General features: G+C 70.0%; 12 protein-coding genes. 11 read left to right on the forward strand and 1 reads right to left on the reverse strand.

The window, feature by feature from the left end:
* Window positions 1–8 precede the first annotated feature (8 nt).
* From lepB to acpS, 6 genes are all read left to right on the forward strand, one after another.
* On the forward strand, window positions 9–815 hold the full coding sequence (gene lepB / locus OCT48_RS06340) for a signal peptidase I (protein WP_263591861.1): 807 nt from the start codon (window positions 9–11) through the stop codon (window positions 813–815).
* A gap of 43 nt (window positions 816–858) precedes the next feature.
* A complete protein-coding gene (gene rnc / locus OCT48_RS06345; protein WP_263591862.1) occupies window positions 859–1548 on the forward strand; it encodes a ribonuclease III in 690 nt (229 codons plus the stop codon).
* Entirely contained in the window at window positions 1545–2444 is a 900-nt protein-coding gene (gene era, locus OCT48_RS06350; RefSeq protein WP_263591863.1) for a GTPase Era, read from the forward strand. The genes rnc and era overlap by 4 nt, the downstream gene beginning before the upstream one ends.
* A 102-nt stretch (window positions 2445–2546) precedes the next feature.
* Window positions 2547–3248 carry a DNA repair protein RecO gene (recO, locus tag OCT48_RS06355; protein WP_263591864.1) on the forward strand — a complete coding sequence of 234 codons (702 nt, stop codon included), beginning with the start codon at window positions 2547–2549 and terminating at the stop codon, window positions 3246–3248.
* Between the two features lie 165 nt (window positions 3249–3413).
* Window positions 3414–4214 carry a pyridoxine 5'-phosphate synthase gene (gene pdxJ / locus OCT48_RS06360; RefSeq protein ID WP_263591865.1) on the forward strand — a complete coding sequence of 267 codons (801 nt, stop codon included), beginning with the start codon at window positions 3414–3416 and terminating at the stop codon, window positions 4212–4214.
* Window positions 4211–4588, forward strand: a complete 378-nt coding sequence (gene acpS / locus OCT48_RS06365) for a holo-ACP synthase (RefSeq protein WP_263592586.1) — start codon at window positions 4211–4213, stop codon at window positions 4586–4588. Before pdxJ ends, acpS begins: the two co-directional genes overlap by 4 nt.
* Here the strand turns inward: acpS and OCT48_RS06370 are convergent.
* Window positions 4528–7236 (reverse strand): ATP-binding protein, encoded by a 2709-nt coding sequence (locus tag OCT48_RS06370; RefSeq protein WP_263591866.1) that lies wholly within the window; start codon window positions 7234–7236, stop codon window positions 4528–4530. The genes acpS and OCT48_RS06370 overlap by 61 nt on opposite strands.
* A gap of 119 nt (window positions 7237–7355) precedes the next feature.
* On the opposite strand from OCT48_RS06370, the gene cysM reads away from it, so the two are divergent.
* The 5 genes from cysM to ppc are packed head-to-tail and all read left to right on the forward strand — an operon-like array spanning window position 7356 to window position 15470.
* Complete coding sequence (cysM, locus tag OCT48_RS06375; protein WP_263591867.1) at window positions 7356–8252, forward strand: cysteine synthase CysM; 897 nt, start codon at window positions 7356–7358, stop codon at window positions 8250–8252.
* A gap of 1 nt (window position 8253) precedes the next feature.
* On the forward strand, window positions 8254–9690 hold the full coding sequence (locus OCT48_RS06380) for a TRAM domain-containing protein (protein ID WP_263591868.1): 1437 nt from the start codon (window positions 8254–8256) through the stop codon (window positions 9688–9690).
* Window positions 9683–11962 (forward strand): GTP diphosphokinase, encoded by a 2280-nt coding sequence (gene relA / locus OCT48_RS06385; RefSeq protein WP_263591869.1) that lies wholly within the window; start codon window positions 9683–9685, stop codon window positions 11960–11962. The genes OCT48_RS06380 and relA overlap by 8 nt, the downstream gene beginning before the upstream one ends.
* Complete coding sequence (gene mazG / locus OCT48_RS06390; RefSeq protein WP_263591870.1) at window positions 11959–12825, forward strand: nucleoside triphosphate pyrophosphohydrolase; 867 nt, start codon at window positions 11959–11961, stop codon at window positions 12823–12825. The genes relA and mazG overlap by 4 nt, the downstream gene beginning before the upstream one ends.
* Window positions 12822–15470, forward strand: coding sequence for a phosphoenolpyruvate carboxylase (gene ppc, locus OCT48_RS06395; protein WP_263591871.1), 2649 nt, complete (start codon window positions 12822–12824; stop codon window positions 15468–15470). Before mazG ends, ppc begins: the two co-directional genes overlap by 4 nt.
* Window positions 15471–15532: the final 62 nt, after the last annotated feature.

Here is a 15532-nt window from a genome sequence, read left to right on the forward strand (position 1 = left end):
CGACGACAATGGATTTTGCACTCCTCTTGGTGGTGGCGGTCGGCGTCACCGGGGCGGTCTGGCTGCTGGATCTCGTCTGGTGGCGCCCCGCCCGGCGGGCCCGGCTGCTGGCCAACACCGAGGTGGGCACCACCGAGGGGCTCGATCCGGTGGCCCGGGAGAAGGCCCTCAAGGACCCCTGGCCGGTGGACTATGCGCGCTCCTTCTTCCCGGTGCTGCTGGTGGTGCTGGTGCTGCGCAGCTTCGTGGTGGAGCCCTTCCAGATTCCCTCCGGCTCGATGCGTCCGACCCTGCAAGTGGGCGACTTCATCCTGGTCAACAAGTTCGCCTACGGGCTGCGCCTGCCGGTGGTCAACCACAAGGTCGTCGAGCTGGGTGAGCCCGAGCGTGGCGACGTGATGGTGTTCCGCTTCCCCAGCGAGCCGTCGGTGAACTTCATCAAGCGGGTGATCGGGCTGCCCGGTGACCGTATCCGCTACGCGGACAAGCAGCTCTATGTCAACGGCGAGCCGGTACCCAAGCGCCTGGTCGAGGCGGGCCCGTCGGCCGAGCCCGACGAACTGCTGCTGGAAGAGCAACTGGGCGAGGTCGCCCACGCTATCTACACTAACCCTCGCGACCCCGGCCCGCAGATGCGGGAGCTGGTGGTGCCCGAGGGGCATTACTTCACCATGGGCGACAACCGCGACCACTCCAACGACAGCCGCTACTGGGGCTTCGTGCCGGAGGAGAACATCGTGGGCAAGGCCTTCGCCGTCTGGATGCACTGGGATGGTGGACTGCCGAGCTTCACCAGCGTGCGTCGTATCCAATGACTGCCAGGAACGGCAGTGTCTGTCATGACATAGCAGGAGCTTCGTGAGCAATTCCCTGACACTATTCAGCCGCCGCATCGGCCATGACTTCGCGCAGCCCGAGCTGCTCGAGCTGGCCATGACCCACCGCAGTTACGGCGGCCGCAACAACGAGCGCCTCGAGTTCCTCGGTGACTCCATCGTCAACTTCGTCATCGCCGAGGACCTCTTCCAGCGTTTCCCCCAGGCCCGGGAGGGCCAGCTGTCGCGCCTGCGCGCCCGCCTGGTCAAGGGGCAGACCCTGGCCGAGCTGGCCCGGGAGATGGCCTTCGGCGAGTGCCTGCGCCTGGGCTCGGGCGAGATGAAGAGCGGCGGCCATCGCCGCGACTCGATCCTCGCCGATGCGGTCGAGGCGGTGATCGGCGCCATCTACCTGGACGCCGGCATGGATACCGCCCGGTCCCGAGTGCTGGCCTGGTACGCCGAGCGCCTGGAGGCCATCAACCTGCAGGATACCCAGAAGGACCCCAAGACGCGCCTGCAGGAGTTCCTGCAGTCGCGCCAGGTGGCACTGCCGCGCTACGAGGTGGTCTCGGTGGAGGGGGAGGCCCATGCCCAGACCTTCACCGTCGAGTGCCATGTCGAGATGCTCGAGGAGCATACCCTCGGCATCGGCGCCAGTCGCCGACATGCCGAGCAGCAGGCCGCCCAGCAGGCGCTGGCGCGGCTCGAATCCCAGGGAGCCCGCTCATGACCCAGACCTGTGGCTTCGTGGCCATCGTCGGTCGCCCCAACGTCGGCAAGTCGACGCTGATGAACCGTATCCTCGGCCAGAAGATCTCCATCACCTCCCGGCGGCCGCAGACCACGCGCCACCAGGTGATGGGCATCAAGACCGAGGGCGACAGCCAGTTCATCTATGTCGATACCCCGGGGATCCACATCCTCGAGAAGGACCGCAACAAGGCCATCAATCGCTTCATGAACCAGGCCGCCACCCAGGCGCTGCGTGACGTGGACTGCGCGGTCTTCATCATCGACCGTACCCGCTGGACCCCCGAGGACCAGGTGGTGCTGGAGCGACTGGCCAACGTCGAGGCGCCGGTGATCCTGGCGGTCAACAAGGTCGATCGCCTCCAGGACAAGGCGGAACTGCTGCCCTGGCTGGAGTCGCTGGGCGCCCGGCGTGACTTCGCCGCCATCGTGCCGATCGCCGCCAAGCACGGTACCAACGTGCCGGAGCTCGAGGCCGAGGTCGCCAAGCACCTGCCGGAGAGTGTTCACTACTTTCCCGAGGACCAGGTCACCGACAAGAGCCAGCGCTTCCTGGCCGCCGAGCTGGTGCGCGAGAAGGTCATGCGCCAGCTCGGCGACGAGCTGCCCTACCAGATGACCGTCGAGATCGAGGAGTTTCGCGACGAGGGCCGGGTGATCCACATCAGCGCCCTGATCATGGTCGAGCGCCAGGGCCAGAAGAAGATCCTGATCGGCGACAGCGGCGAGCGGATCAAGAAGATCGGCCGCGAGGCGCGGCTCGACATGGAGCGGGCGCTCGGCGCCAAGGTCATGCTCAACCTCTGGGTCAAGGTCAAGCGCGGCTGGTCCGACGACGAGCGGGCCCTCAAGAGCCTGGGCTACGACCTGGATTGATGGAGGCGAGGAGTGAGGCGCCTGGAGTGAGGCGTGAAGGAGGCCCTCACACCTTACCCCCACTCTTGATGTCCTCGCACCTCGCACCTCGAGCTTCATCCCATGACGCCCCAGCCGGCCTATCTGCTGCACAAGCGGCCCTACCGCGAGACCAGTGCCCTGGTCGAGCTGCTGACCCTGGATCACGGCCGGGTGAGGGCCGTGGCGCGTGGCGTGCAGCGTCCCAGGAGCCGGGCGCGGGCCGCGCTGCAGCCCTTCGCCCCCCTGCATGTCACCTGGAGCGGGAGCGGCGAGCTCAAGCGCCTGAGCCTGATCGAATCCCGTGGTCCGGCGGAGATGCTGGCCGGCGAGGGCCTGCTCTGCGGCCTCTACGCCAACGAGCTGCTCACTCGGCTGTTGCCGGTGGAGCTGCCGGTGACCGAGGTCTTCGCCTTCTATACCGCGACCCTCGAGGCCCTGCCACGCCCCGCGGCCCGGGCCGGTGTGCTGCGTCGCCTGGAGCTTTCGCTGCTCGAGGCGCTGGATGCCGAGCCGCGCTTCTGCGGCCCCGAGGGGCAGGCCCTGGATCCCCAGGGTCGCTATGTCTTCGAGCCGGCCTCCCGGGCCTTCGTACCCGGCGAGCGCGGCATCGACGGCCGCACCCTCAAGCTGCTCGCCGCGGGGGATTGGCGGACCCCGGGCCTCGCCGGTCCGGCCAAGGCCGTCACCCGGGCGGCCATGGCGCCGCTGCTGGGCAGCCGCCCCCTGCGTTCGCGCGAATGGATGCACCAACTTGCCGCGCGGCGGCGGGCCCCCCAAGCTTGAAGAGCGGCGCGTCGCGCCTGGAAGCTTGAAGAAAGGCTTGCGGCACAGGTGGGTGGTAACATGCTGTTTTCCAGCTTCCAGCTTCCAGCTTCCAGCTTCCAGCTTCCAGCTTCCAGCTTCCAGCTTCCAGCTTCCAGCTTCCAGCTTCCAGCTTAAGGAGAACCCATGCATCCCCCCCGCATCCTGCTCGGCGTCAACATCGACCATATCGCCACCCTGCGCCAGGCCCGCGGCACCCGCTATCCCGATCCCGTCCAGGCCGCCCTGCTGGCCGAGGAGGCCGGCGCCGACGGCATCACCGTGCACCTGCGCGAGGACCGTCGGCATATCCAGGAACGCGACGTGCGCCTGCTGGCCGAGGTGCTGAACACCCGCATGAACCTCGAGATGGCGGTCACCGAGGCGATGCTGGCGCTCGCCGAGGAGCTTCGCCCGGCCCATGTGTGCCTGGTGCCCGAGAAACGCGAGGAGCTGACCACCGAGGGAGGCCTGGACGTGGCCGGTGGCTTCGAGGCCGTGGCCTCGGCTTGCCGCCGGCTGGCCGAGGCGGGCTGTGAGGTCTCGCTGTTCATCGACCCCGAGCCTGCCCAGGTCGAGGCGGCGGCCCGGGCCGGTGCGCCGGTGATCGAGCTGCATACCGGGGCCTATGCCGAGGCGAGCGGACGGCAGGCCGCCCGGGAGCATGCGCGCCTGGTGGCCGCCGCGGAGATGGCCGGAGAGCTGGGCCTGACCGTCAATGCGGGCCATGGCCTGCACTATCATAATGTCGAGGCCATCGCCGCGATTCCCGGGCTGCACGAGCTCAACATCGGCCACGCGATCATCGCCAGGGCGCTGTTCGTCGGCCTCAAGGAGGCCGTGGCCGAGATGAAGCGCCTGGCGATCGCCGGCCAGGAGGCGGGCCTGCTGGCGGCGCTCGACGAGCATGATCACGCACACGACGACGAGGGTGATTGCTGCCGATGATCATCGGGGTGGGGACCGACATCGCCAGGGTGGCACGCTTCGAGCGTGCCGTGGTGCGCCATGGCGAGCGCTTCGCCCAGCGCTTGCTCGGCGACGACGAGCTGACCCTGTTCCAGGCGCGGGGTCGGCCGGTGGCCTACCTGGCCAAGCGGTTCGCCGCCAAGGAGGCCTTCGTCAAGGCGCTGGGTACCGGCCTGCGACGGGGCATGCGCTGGACCGAGATCCAGGTGGTCAACGATGCCATGGGGCGTCCCTCCCTGCTGCTGTCCGGCCAGGCCCATGACCTGGCCGAAGCGGCCGGCGTCAAGGCCCTTCATCTCTCGCTGTCGGACGAGGAAGCGTTCGCCGTGGCCTTCGTGGTGCTGGAGGGCTGAGCCGCCTGCCAGGTTCTCAGGCCCGCCATGGCGGCGTACAGATCCGGCAGTAGCGCGGTGACCGCGTCGAGGCCCCGGGAACGCAGGCGGGTCTCCAGGGTCTCCGCCAGCAGCCCCAGGCGGGGGACTCCGCAATAGCGGCAGGCACCGTTGAGCGCATGCAGGGCATCGAGCAGCGCTTCCCCGTCGCCCCGCCCGCTGGCCCGGCGGATGGCGGCCTCGCTGTCGTCCAGGGAGGCGATCAGCTGGTCCAGCAACTGGCGCGCCTGCGCCTCGCGTCCACCGGCCAGCCGGGTGCCGAGGGCCAGGTCCACCTCCGCCAGTTCCGCGTCATTGCCAATCGGCTCGTCGGCGGGTGGCGCCCCCTCCATGGCCAGCCCCATGCCCAGATGGTGGCGCAGCAGGCCCGACAGTTCGGTGACGTCCAGGGGTTTCTCCAGGACACCGTCCAGTCCGCTCTCGAGCAGCTGGCGGCGCTGATCGTTCTGGATATGGGCCGTGACGGCGATGATCGGCAGCCCCCGCCAGCGGCCACCCAGGGCACGCAGGGCCCGGGTGGTCTCGACCCCATCCATGCCCTGCATGCGGATGTCCATCAGCACCACATCGAAGGGCGTCTTCTGGGCCATGGCGAGGGCCTCCTCGCCGCTGGCGGCGAGGGTCACCTCGAGGGTCGGGCCCTGGACGAGCTCCTTGAGCAGCAGCCGGTTGGACTCGGTGTCGTCGACCACCAGCAGCTGGCGCAGGGGGCTCGGCGGTCGGGCGGGGCGAAGGGCGGCGCCTTCTCGCCGGGCGCTGCCGAGGGTGCGTCTCACCGTGGCGGCCAGCCCCTTGCGCGACAACGGCTTGCTGAGGACCTCCCCGCCATGGGGAAGCGGCAGGTCGGGCAGGTCGGGCGGGCTGGCATTGACCAGCAGCAGGGCCGGGCAGCCCAGGGCGTCGAGCCGTTGCTGCCAGCCCGCCAGGCCCGCGGGGGCGAGGTCTGCGGCGGCCAGGCCGATCACGGCCAGCGCCGGGCCAGCCGCGGGGCGTCCCGTCAGGCCGCTGACCCGGGCGCCCCAGCGGGTCATCAGGTGCTGCAGGGCGCGCCGGGTGGGCAGGTGGGGCTCATCGAGGACGATCAGGGTATCGTCGAGGTGCAGCTCCGGGGGACGCTCCGTCTCGGCCTGGCAGGTCAGGGGCAGGGTGAAGGCGAAGGTCGAGCCTTCCCCGGGCGTGCTGTCGACGCTGATCTCGCCACCCATCTGCTCGACCAGCTGGCGGCTGATGGTCAGGCCCAGTCCGGTGCCGCCGAACTCCCGCTGATGGCTGGCGTCGGCCTGGTGGAAGGCCCGGAACAGTCGATGCTGGGCCTCCTCGGACAGGCCGATGCCGGTGTCGGTGACCAGCACGCGCAGCAGGGTGTGACCGGGCGCCTGCTGCTCCACCATCACCCGGACGATGACCTCGCCCGCGTCGGTGAACTTGACGGCATTGCTCACCAGGTTGGTCAGCACCTGGCGGATGCGCAGGGGGTCGCCGCTGAGGGCCTCGGGGACGTCATCGTAGACCAGGCCGAGCAATTGGAGGCCCTTCTGCTGGGCCTGGGGCGCCTGCAGGACGAGGACCTCGTCGACCAGGGCCACCATGTCCAGGGCCGTGTGCTCGAGCTCGAGGCAGCCGGCCTCGATCTTCGAGAAGTCGAGCACGTCGTTGACCAGCATCAGCAGGTTGTCGCAGGCCCGCTGGACATGGTCGAGCCACTCGCGCTGGCGAGGCGCCAGCTCCGTGCGGTGCAACAGGCGGCAGAAGCCGATGATGCCGTTGAGGGGCGTGCGGATCTCGTGGCTCATGTTGGCCAGGAACTCCGACTTGGCGCGGTTGGCCTCCAGGGCTTCGCGGTGGGCCAGGTCCAGCTCGATGTTCTGGACCTCGATGGTCTCCATGGATTCCTGCAACTCGCCGGTGGCCTGTTCGATCTGGATCTGGAGGTCGTCCCGGGCCGAGGCCAGGTGCGCGTTGAGCTCGTTGAGGCGTCGGGCCAGCCGGGCCATCTCGGCGTCGGACGGGGCCGACAGGGGGGGCGGGGCGTGGCCGGCCATCAACTGCTCGAGGGTCTGGCTGGCCTCGTCGAGGGGCTGGGTCACCCGGCGGGTGGTGGAATGGGCGACCAGGAACAGCAGCAGGCCGGCCATCAGCAGCACCAGGCCGCCGGTCGCGAGCTGGCGATAGTAGGCCAGCGGGAGGGCGGAGGCGTCGATGTCCAGCAGCAGCCGGGCCCCGGGCGTTCCCGGCAGCGGAACGGCCAGCAGCCACTGTCGCCCCCGGGTGGCCAGTCGGGGACCCTCCGTGGCCCCTGGCGCGGCGTCGAGGAGGCGCAGACGCCCGAGTTCCAGGCGCAGTGCCCCGTCGGTGCCCTGCACGCCGAGGGCGCGCACCTCCTCGAGGTCGAGCAGCCGGCCGGCCGTGGCCGCGAGGGCCTGTCGATCACCGTCGGCCAGGGCCTCGCCCAGGGTCGGAGCCAGCAGCTCCGCCGCCCGGGTCAGGTGATCGCGCATCAACTGGCGATGGCGGCGGTCCTCCAGCTCCGTCACCACGGCCGCCGCCAGGGTCAGCAGGATCAGCGGCAGGGCGAGGGTGGCCAGCATCAGGCGGGTCTTCAGTGACATCGGCGAAGCTCGTCGGGTGGCGGCGTCGGGGCCAGTATGCCACAGCCGGGGGGCATGCCTGTCCAGTGCGGTCGGCCAAGGATATAATGGCGAAAAGACGTTTCCACTAGGAAGGTTGCATGCATTTCCCCACCCTGGAGGAAACCATCGGCCATACGCCGCTGGTTCGCCTCAAGCGCATCTCCGCCGGGCGCAACAACACCCTGCTGGCCAAGCTCGAAGGCCACAACCCGGCCGGCTCGGTGAAGGACCGCCCGGCGCTGTCCATGCTCCAGGAGGCCGAGCGCCGCGGTACCATCGCCCCGGGCGACACCCTCATCGAGGCCACGTCCGGCAACACCGGCATCGCCCTGGCCATGGCGGCCGCCATCAAGGGCTATCGCCTGGTGCTGATCATGCCCGAGAGCGCCTCCGACGAACGCAAGCAGGCCATGGCCGCCTATGGTGCGGAGCTCATCGGCGTCAGCAAGGAGGGCGGCATGGAGGCGGCGCGGGACCTGGCCGAGACCATGATCGCGCGCGGCGAGGGCAAGCCGCTCGACCAGTTCGCCAACCCCGACAACCCCCTGGCCCATTACCGGGGCACGGGGCCCGAGCTGTGGGAGCAGACGGGCGGCACCATCACCCACTTCATCAGCTCGATGGGCACCACCGGGACCATCATGGGGGTCTCCCGTTACCTCAAGGAGCGCGATCCCGCGGTGCAGATCATCGGCCTGCAGCCCGAGGACGGTGCCAGTATCGCCGGGATCCGCCGCTGGCCCGAGGCCTACCTGCCGCGTATCTTCGAGCCGGCCCGGGTCGACCGGGTGCTGGATATCGGCCAGGAGGAGGCCGAGGGCCACATGCGGCGCCTGGCCCGGGAGGAGGGCATCCTCGCCGGGGTCTCGTCCGGCGGTGCCCTGGCGGGCGCCCTGCGCGTGGCCGAGGAGGTCGAGAACGCGGTGATCGTCTTCATCGTCTGCGACCGGGGTGACCGTTACCTGTCCACCGGCCTGTTCGCCCCGGAGTCCTGAGGTGGCGGCTCTCGGCAAGCGACGGCCCCCGCGGCCACGCTCCGGCGTGTCCGGCCTCCAGGAACGGCGCCGCGAGGCCCCCGCGTCCCCCCCGGCGAGCGACGAGGAGACGGTCCTGACCATCCAGGGCCTCGCCCATGACGGCCGCGGCGTGGCGCGGAACGCGGCCGGCAAGACCGTCTTCGTCGAGGGCGCACTGCCCGGCGAGCGGGTCGAGGTCGCGGTGCACCGCACCCGCCAGCGCTACGACGAGGCCCATGTGCGGACCCTGGTCGAGGCCTCGCCGGAGCGGGTCACGCCGCCCTGCGCCCATTTCGCCCGATGCGGCGGCTGTGACCTCCAGCACCTGAGCATCGACGGCCAGCGGCGCCACAAGCAGGCGGTGCTGCGCGAGCTGCTGGCGCGGCAGGGCATCACCCCGGCGGGGGAGCCCGAGCTGCTGGCCGGGGCCGGGGAGGGCTATCGGCGTCGCGCCCGTCTCGGCGTCAAGGTCGATGCCGACGGCGGCGTGCATCTGGGCTTCCGGGCCCGGCACAGCCATCGGCTGGTGGATGTCGAGAGCTGCCCGGTGCTGGTGCCGTCGCTGTCGGTCCTGCCGGGACCGCTTCGCCGGCTCGTCGAGGGACTGGAGGCCCCGCGCCAGGTGGGGCACCTGGAGCTGTCGGCCAGCGATGCCGGCGTGACCCTGGTGGTGCGCCAGCTGCGCGACCACGCCGCCGATACCGCCCGCTGGCGAGCCTTCGCCGAGGCGCGCGGCCTGCACCTGGCGCGCTGGGTCGGGCGCGAGGCGCCGGTCTTCGAGTGGCTGACCCCGCGCCCGACGCTCGCCAGTCGCTTGCGGGTCGCCTCGCAAGAGGTCACCCTGTCGTTCTCACCGGGGGACTTCCTGCAGGCCAACGAGGCCGTCAACCAGCGCATGGTGGCCGCCGCCCTGGCCTGGCTGGCGCCCCTCGCCGCCGGGGAGCGGGTGCTGGACCTGTTCGCCGGGGTGGGCAACTTCAGCCTGCCGCTGGCCGCGCAGGGGGCGCGGGTGCGGGCCGTGGAAGGCAGCCCGGCCATGGTCGAGCGCCTGGCCGACAACGCCCGGCGCAACGGCCTCGCGGTGGAGGCGCGCCAGGCGGACCTCAACGATGCCGCCGCCTGCCTGCCGTTGCTGGAGGATCCGGCGCCCGGCACGGTCGTCCTCGATCCGCCCCGGGACGGGGCCGAGATGGCCTGCCGCCTGCTGGCACGGCATCCGGCGCCTCGGGTGCTCTACGTCTCCTGCGATCCGGCCACCCTGGCCCGGGATGCGGCGCATCTCGTGCGGGCCGGCTATGTCGTCAGCCGGTGGGCGGTGGCCGACATGTTCGCCCATACCGCCCACCTGGAATCCATGCTGCTGCTCGAGAGTCCCCATGCCGGGCAGCCGCGCCAAGGAGCGTCAACCGATGGTTAAAGTGCGGGAAGACCAGCCGTTGGCCGAGGATGGCCGGGTCGATATCGCGCAGTGGGTCGAGCGCCTGCAGGAAGACGTCAAGCTGCCCGCCGCGGACGAGATGCGCACCGCCTGCGAGCTGGCCCAGCGCCTGGAACGGGAATCCGAACGGCCCCACAAGGCCTGGCTCAAGGACGGCTCGAGCTTTCGCATGGGCCTGGAGATGGCGGACATTCTCGGCGAGCTGCGCCTCGACCAGCCGGCCCTCGAGGCCGCCGTGCTGTATCGCGCGGTGCGCGAGGGGCTGATCGACCTGGAGGAGGTCGGCAAACGCTTCGGCGCCGAGGTCGCCGGCCTGATCGACGGGGTGCTGCAGATGGCCGCCATCAGCACCTCCCAGACGCCGAGTCAGGGCCTGATCCAGCACGACCAGCAGGACAACCTGCGCAAGATGCTGGTCAACATGATCGACGACGTGCGGGTGGCCCTGATCAAGATCGCCGAGCGGACCTGCGCGCTGCGCCAGGTCCGCGACGCCCCCCGCGAGAAGCGCCTCCAGGTGGCCCGCGAGGTGTTCGACATCTACGCCCCGCTGGCCCACCGGCTGGGCATCGGCCATCTCAAGTGGGAGCTGGAGGACCTGTCCTTCCGCTATCTCCACGAGGACGACTACAAGGCCATCGCCCGCCAGCTGGCCGAGAAGCGCCTCGACCGCGACCGCTACATCCACGACGTGGTGGAGACCCTGAAGTCACTGATGGACGCCCAGGGCATCCGTCGCTACCAGGTGGACGGCCGGGCCAAGCATATCTACTCGATCTGGCGGAAGATGAAGCGCAAGCGCATCGACTTCTCCCAGGTCCACGACATCCGGGCGGTGCGGATCCTGGTCCCCGAGGTCAGCGACTGCTACACGGTGCTCGGCATCGTGCACTCGCGCTGGCATCACGTGCCCAACGAGTTCGACGACTACATCGCCAACCCCAAGAAGAACGGCTACCAGTCGCTGCACACCGCGGTCTTCGGCCCGGAGAGCAAGGTGCTGGAGATCCAGATCCGCACCTTCGCCATGCACGAGGAGGCCGAGCTCGGGGTCTGCGCCCACTGGCGCTACAAGGGCCACGACACCAGTGCTCGCAGCGCCAGCTACGAGGAGAAGATCGCCTGGCTGCGTCAGGTACTGGAATGGCAGGAAGAGGTCGGCGACTTCGGCAACATCCGCGAGGGGCTGTCCAGCGACGTGGCCCCCGACCGCATCTACGTGTTCACCCCGGACGGTCACGTCATCGACCTGCCGCGGGTGGCCACGCCCATCGACTTCGCCTACCGGGTGCACACCGAGGTGGGCCACCGCTGCCGGGGTGCCAAGGTCAACGGGCGCATCGTGCCGCTGACCTATCGGCTCAAGACCGGGCAGCAGGTGGAGATCCTCACCGCCAGCAAGGGCGGGCCGAGCCGCGACTGGCTCAACCCGAACCTCGGCTACGTCTGCACCTCGCGAGCCCGGGCCAAGATCCAGGCCTGGTTCAAGCACCAGGCCCGGGACCGCAACCTCGAGGAGGGGCGGGCCCTGTTCGAGCGCGAGATGAAGCGCCTCGACGTCGAGGACATGGATCTCACCCGGCTCGCCAACAAGGTCAACTACACCGGCCCCGACGACATGTACGCGGCGCTCGGGGCCGGCGACCTGCGCATCGGCCAGGTGCTGCACCAGGCCCAGCAGCTGTTCGGCGAATCCGACGACCAGGAGCAGCTCGACAAGCTGCTGGCCAAGCCGCGCAAGTCCGCCGACAAGGGCCGCAGCGGTGACATCACCGTGCTCGGGGTCGGCAACCTCAAGACCAGCATGGCCAACTGTTGCCACCCGGTGCCCGGCGAGGCCATCGTCGGCTTCATCACCCAGGGCCGCGGGGTCACCGTGCATCGCGAGGACTGCCCCAACATCCTGCAGCTGCGCCTCGACGAGCCCCAGCGGGTGATCGAGGTGGAGTGGGGGGAGCGGGCCCGCACCCAGTACCCGGTGGATATCGAGATCCAGGCCTGGGACCGCTCGGGCCTGCTGCGCGATGTCACCGGCGTGCTCAGCCACGAGAAGGTCAACGTGCTGTCGGTGAACACCCTGACCGACACCGACGACGGCATCGCCCGCATGGCGATCACCCTGGAAGTGGATGGCCTGGAAACCCTGGGGCGCCTGTTCTCGCGCATCCAGCAGCTCCCCAACGTCATCGAGGTGCGTCGCCTGCGGGCCGGCGCCAAGGGCAAGAAGAAACGCGGGAGCAAGCGTGCATGAGTGAGCGACGCTATGGCCTCGACGACCTGCTGACCCTGATGGCGGTGCTGCGCGACCCCGAGCGGGGGTGTCCCTGGGACGTCAGGCAGGACTGGGACACCATCGTTCCCCACACCCTTGAGGAGGCCTACGAGGTGGCGGATGCCATCGAGCGGCGGGCCTTCGAGGAGCTGCCCGGCGAGCTCGGCGACCTGCTCTTCCAGGTGGTCTACTACAGCCAGTTCGCCGCCGAGGAGCAGCGCTTCGACTTCCATGACGTGGTGCACACCCTCACCGCCAAGATGCTGCACCGCCATCCCCATGTCTTTCCCGACGGCACCCTGGCCTCGCGACGCGAGGGGGTGAGCGCCGCCGAGGTGGAAACCCGCCAGGTCCATTCCCGTTGGGAGGCGCTCAAGGCCGAGGAGCGCGACGCCCGAGCCAGCGATGCCGCCTCGGTACTGGATGATGTCCCGCGCACCCTGCCGGCCCTGTCCCGCGCCGCCAAGCTGTCCAAGCGGGCCGCCCGGGAGGGCTTCGACTGGCCGGACACCCGCGGCGTCATCGCCAAGCTGCGCGAGGAACTCGACGAGGTCGAGGCGGCGCTGGCCGCGGGGGAGCGGGAGCATGCCGCGGAGGAGGTCGGTGACCTGTTGTTCGCCACCGTCAACCTGGCCCGCACCCTCGAGGCCGATCCCGAGCGCTGCCTGCGCGCCACCAACGGCAAGTTCGAACGTCGCTTCCGGCAGGTGGAAGCCGCCCTGGCCGGGGAGGGCACGTCCCTCGCCGAGGCCGGACTCGCGCGCATGGAGCAGCACTGGCAGGCGGCCAAGCGTCGGGAAGCCACGTCCACTACACGCTCGGAAGGAGAATCCCGGAAATGAGTCACGACCTGCACGAGTCGCTACGCGACAACGTCCGCATTCTGGGCGACAGCCTGGGGCGCACCATCGCCGATGACCTGGGCGAGGGCTTCGTCGACCGCATCGAGACCATCCGCGGGCTGGCCAAGCAGGGTCGCCAGGGCGAGGCCGACAGTCGCCGCCAGCTGATCGACTACCTGCGCGGTCTGCCCGACAGCGACCTGCTGCCGGTGACCCGGGCCTTCAACCAGTTCCTCAACTTGGCCAATATCGCCGAGCAGCACTACCGGGCTCGCTTCCGCCGGGTCGAGGACTACAAGCCCGGGGCCCAGCCGGTGCTCGGGGAGTTGCTGACGCGCGCCCAGGGCGAGGGCCATTCGCCGCGCAAGCTGGTCGAGACCCTGGCCAACATGCGGGTCGAGCTGGTGCTGACCGCGCATCCCACCGAGGTCATCCGCCGCACCCTGATCCAGAAGTACGACGCCATCGATGACTGCCTGACCGCCATCGAGTCTTCCACCGACTACCCCGAGCGCGGCGCCCGCGCCCAGGGGCGCCTCGAGGAACTGATCAGCCAGGCCTGGCACACCGACGAGATCCGCCACGAGCGCCCGACCCCGGTGGACGAGGCCAAGTGGGGCTTCGCGGTGATCGAGAACTCCCTGTGGCAGGCGGTGCCCGACTTCCACCGCGACCTGGACAACCTGCTGCTGGAGACGGCCGGCGAGCGGCTGCCGCTGGATGCCGCCCCGCTGCGCTTCGCCTCCTGGATGGGCGGGGACCGTGACGGCAACCCCAATGTCACCGCCAAGGTGACCCGGGAAGTGCTGCTGCTGGGCCGCTGGATGGCGGCGGATCTCTACCAGCGGGATCTCGAGCAGCTCAAGATCGAACTGTCGATGTGGAAGGCCAACAGCGCCCTGAAGGCCGAGGTCGGGGATGTCGCCGAGCCCTACCGGGAGCTGCTCAAGCGGCTGCTCGCCAAGGTCGAGGCCACCCGGGACTGGGCCAAGGCCCAGCTCGACGGCAGGAACCACGATGGCGGTCCGATCATCGAGACCCGCGACCAGCTCTATGCCCCGCTGCTGGCCTGCTACCGCTCGCTGTGCGACGTGGGCCTCGACACCATCGCCAATGGGGTGCTGCTCGACACCCTGCGTCGGGTGGCGGTGTTCGGCGTCACCCTGACCAAGCTCGACCTGCGCCAGGAGGCCAGCCGTCACGAGCAGGCCCTGGAGGAGCTCACCGAGAGTCTCGGCCTCGGCCACTATCGCGACTGGAGCGAGGAGCAGCGCCAGGCCTTCCTGCTCGCCGAACTGGACTCGCGGCGTCCCCTGATCCCGCGTCGCTGGGAGTGCTCGGCGGAGACCCGCGAGGTCCTGGATACCTTCCGGGTCATCGCCTCCGAGCACGCCGAGGCGCTCGGCACCTACATCATCTCGATGGCCGCCCAGCCCTCCGACGTGCTGGCCGTGGCGCTGCTGATGAAGGAGGTCGGCGGCAACGTCACCCTGCCCATCGCACCGCTGTTCGAGACCCTCGACGACCTCAACCGTGCCGGCGACGTCATCGACCGCCTGCTGGCCCTGCCCGGCTATCGCGCCCTGGCCGGCGACCGCCAGGAGGTGATGATCGGCTACTCGGACTCCGCCAAGGACGCCGGCCAGCTGGCCGCGGCCTGGGCCCAGTACCGGGCCCAGGAGGCGCTGGTCGAGGTGTGCCGCCAGCATGGCGCCGACCTGACGCTCTTCCACGGCCGCGGGGGCACCGTGGGCCGTGGCGGGGGGCCCGCCCACGCGGCCATCCTCTCCCAGCCGCCGGGCTCGGTGAACGGCAGCCTGCGGGTGACCGAGCAGGGGGAGATGATCCGCTTCAAGTTCGGTCAGCCCGACATCGCCCTGCGCTCCATGGAGATCTATACCTGTGCGGTACTCGAGGCCTCGCTGCTGCCGCCGCCGACTCCCGAGCCGGCCTGGCGCGAGGAGATGGATCGGCTGGCCGAGATCGCCCATCGGGCCTATGTCGGGGTGGTGCGCGAGGATCCCGATTTCGTGCCCTATTTCCGCTCGGTGACCCCGGAAGGCGCCCTGGGGCGGTTGCCCCTGGGGTCGCGGCCGGCCAAGCGGCGCCAGGACGGTGGCGTGGAGACCCTGCGCGCCATCCCCTGGATCTTCGCCTGGACCCAGACCCGCCTGATGCTGCCGGCCTGGCTGGGCAGTGGCGAGGCCTTCGCCACGCGGCTGGAAGAGGAGGGCGGTCTCGAGGTGCTGCGCGAGATGCGCAACCACTGGCCCTTCTTCGGCACCTACCTGGACATGCTGGAGATGCTGCTGGCCAAGGCCGACGTGGGCATCGCCACCTACTACGAGAACCGCCTGGTGGACGAGCCGGCCCTCGAGGCCCTGGGGGCCCGGCTGAGGGAGCGCTTCGCTCGACTCCATGAGGGGGTGCTGCAGATCCTCGACCAGGGGGAGCTTCTCGAGAGCACGCCGCTGATCCGCCAGGCGGTGGAGGTACGCAACCCCTACATCGATCCCCTGCACGGCCTCCAGGCCGAGCTCCTGCAGCGTAACCGGGACGCCGACGGGGCGATCAGCGCCGATCTCTCCCGGGCCCTGATGGTGACCATGGCGGGGATCGCCGCCGGCCTGCGCAACACCGGCTAGGCCCGGGCCTCGCCCGGGAGCTTGAAGCTGGAAGAAAAACCGCCTCCGTGGCCTTGCCACGG

The organism is Halomonas sp. M4R1S46, assembly GCF_025725685.1.
Taxonomy (GTDB): Bacteria; Pseudomonadota; Gammaproteobacteria; order Pseudomonadales; family Halomonadaceae; genus Halomonas.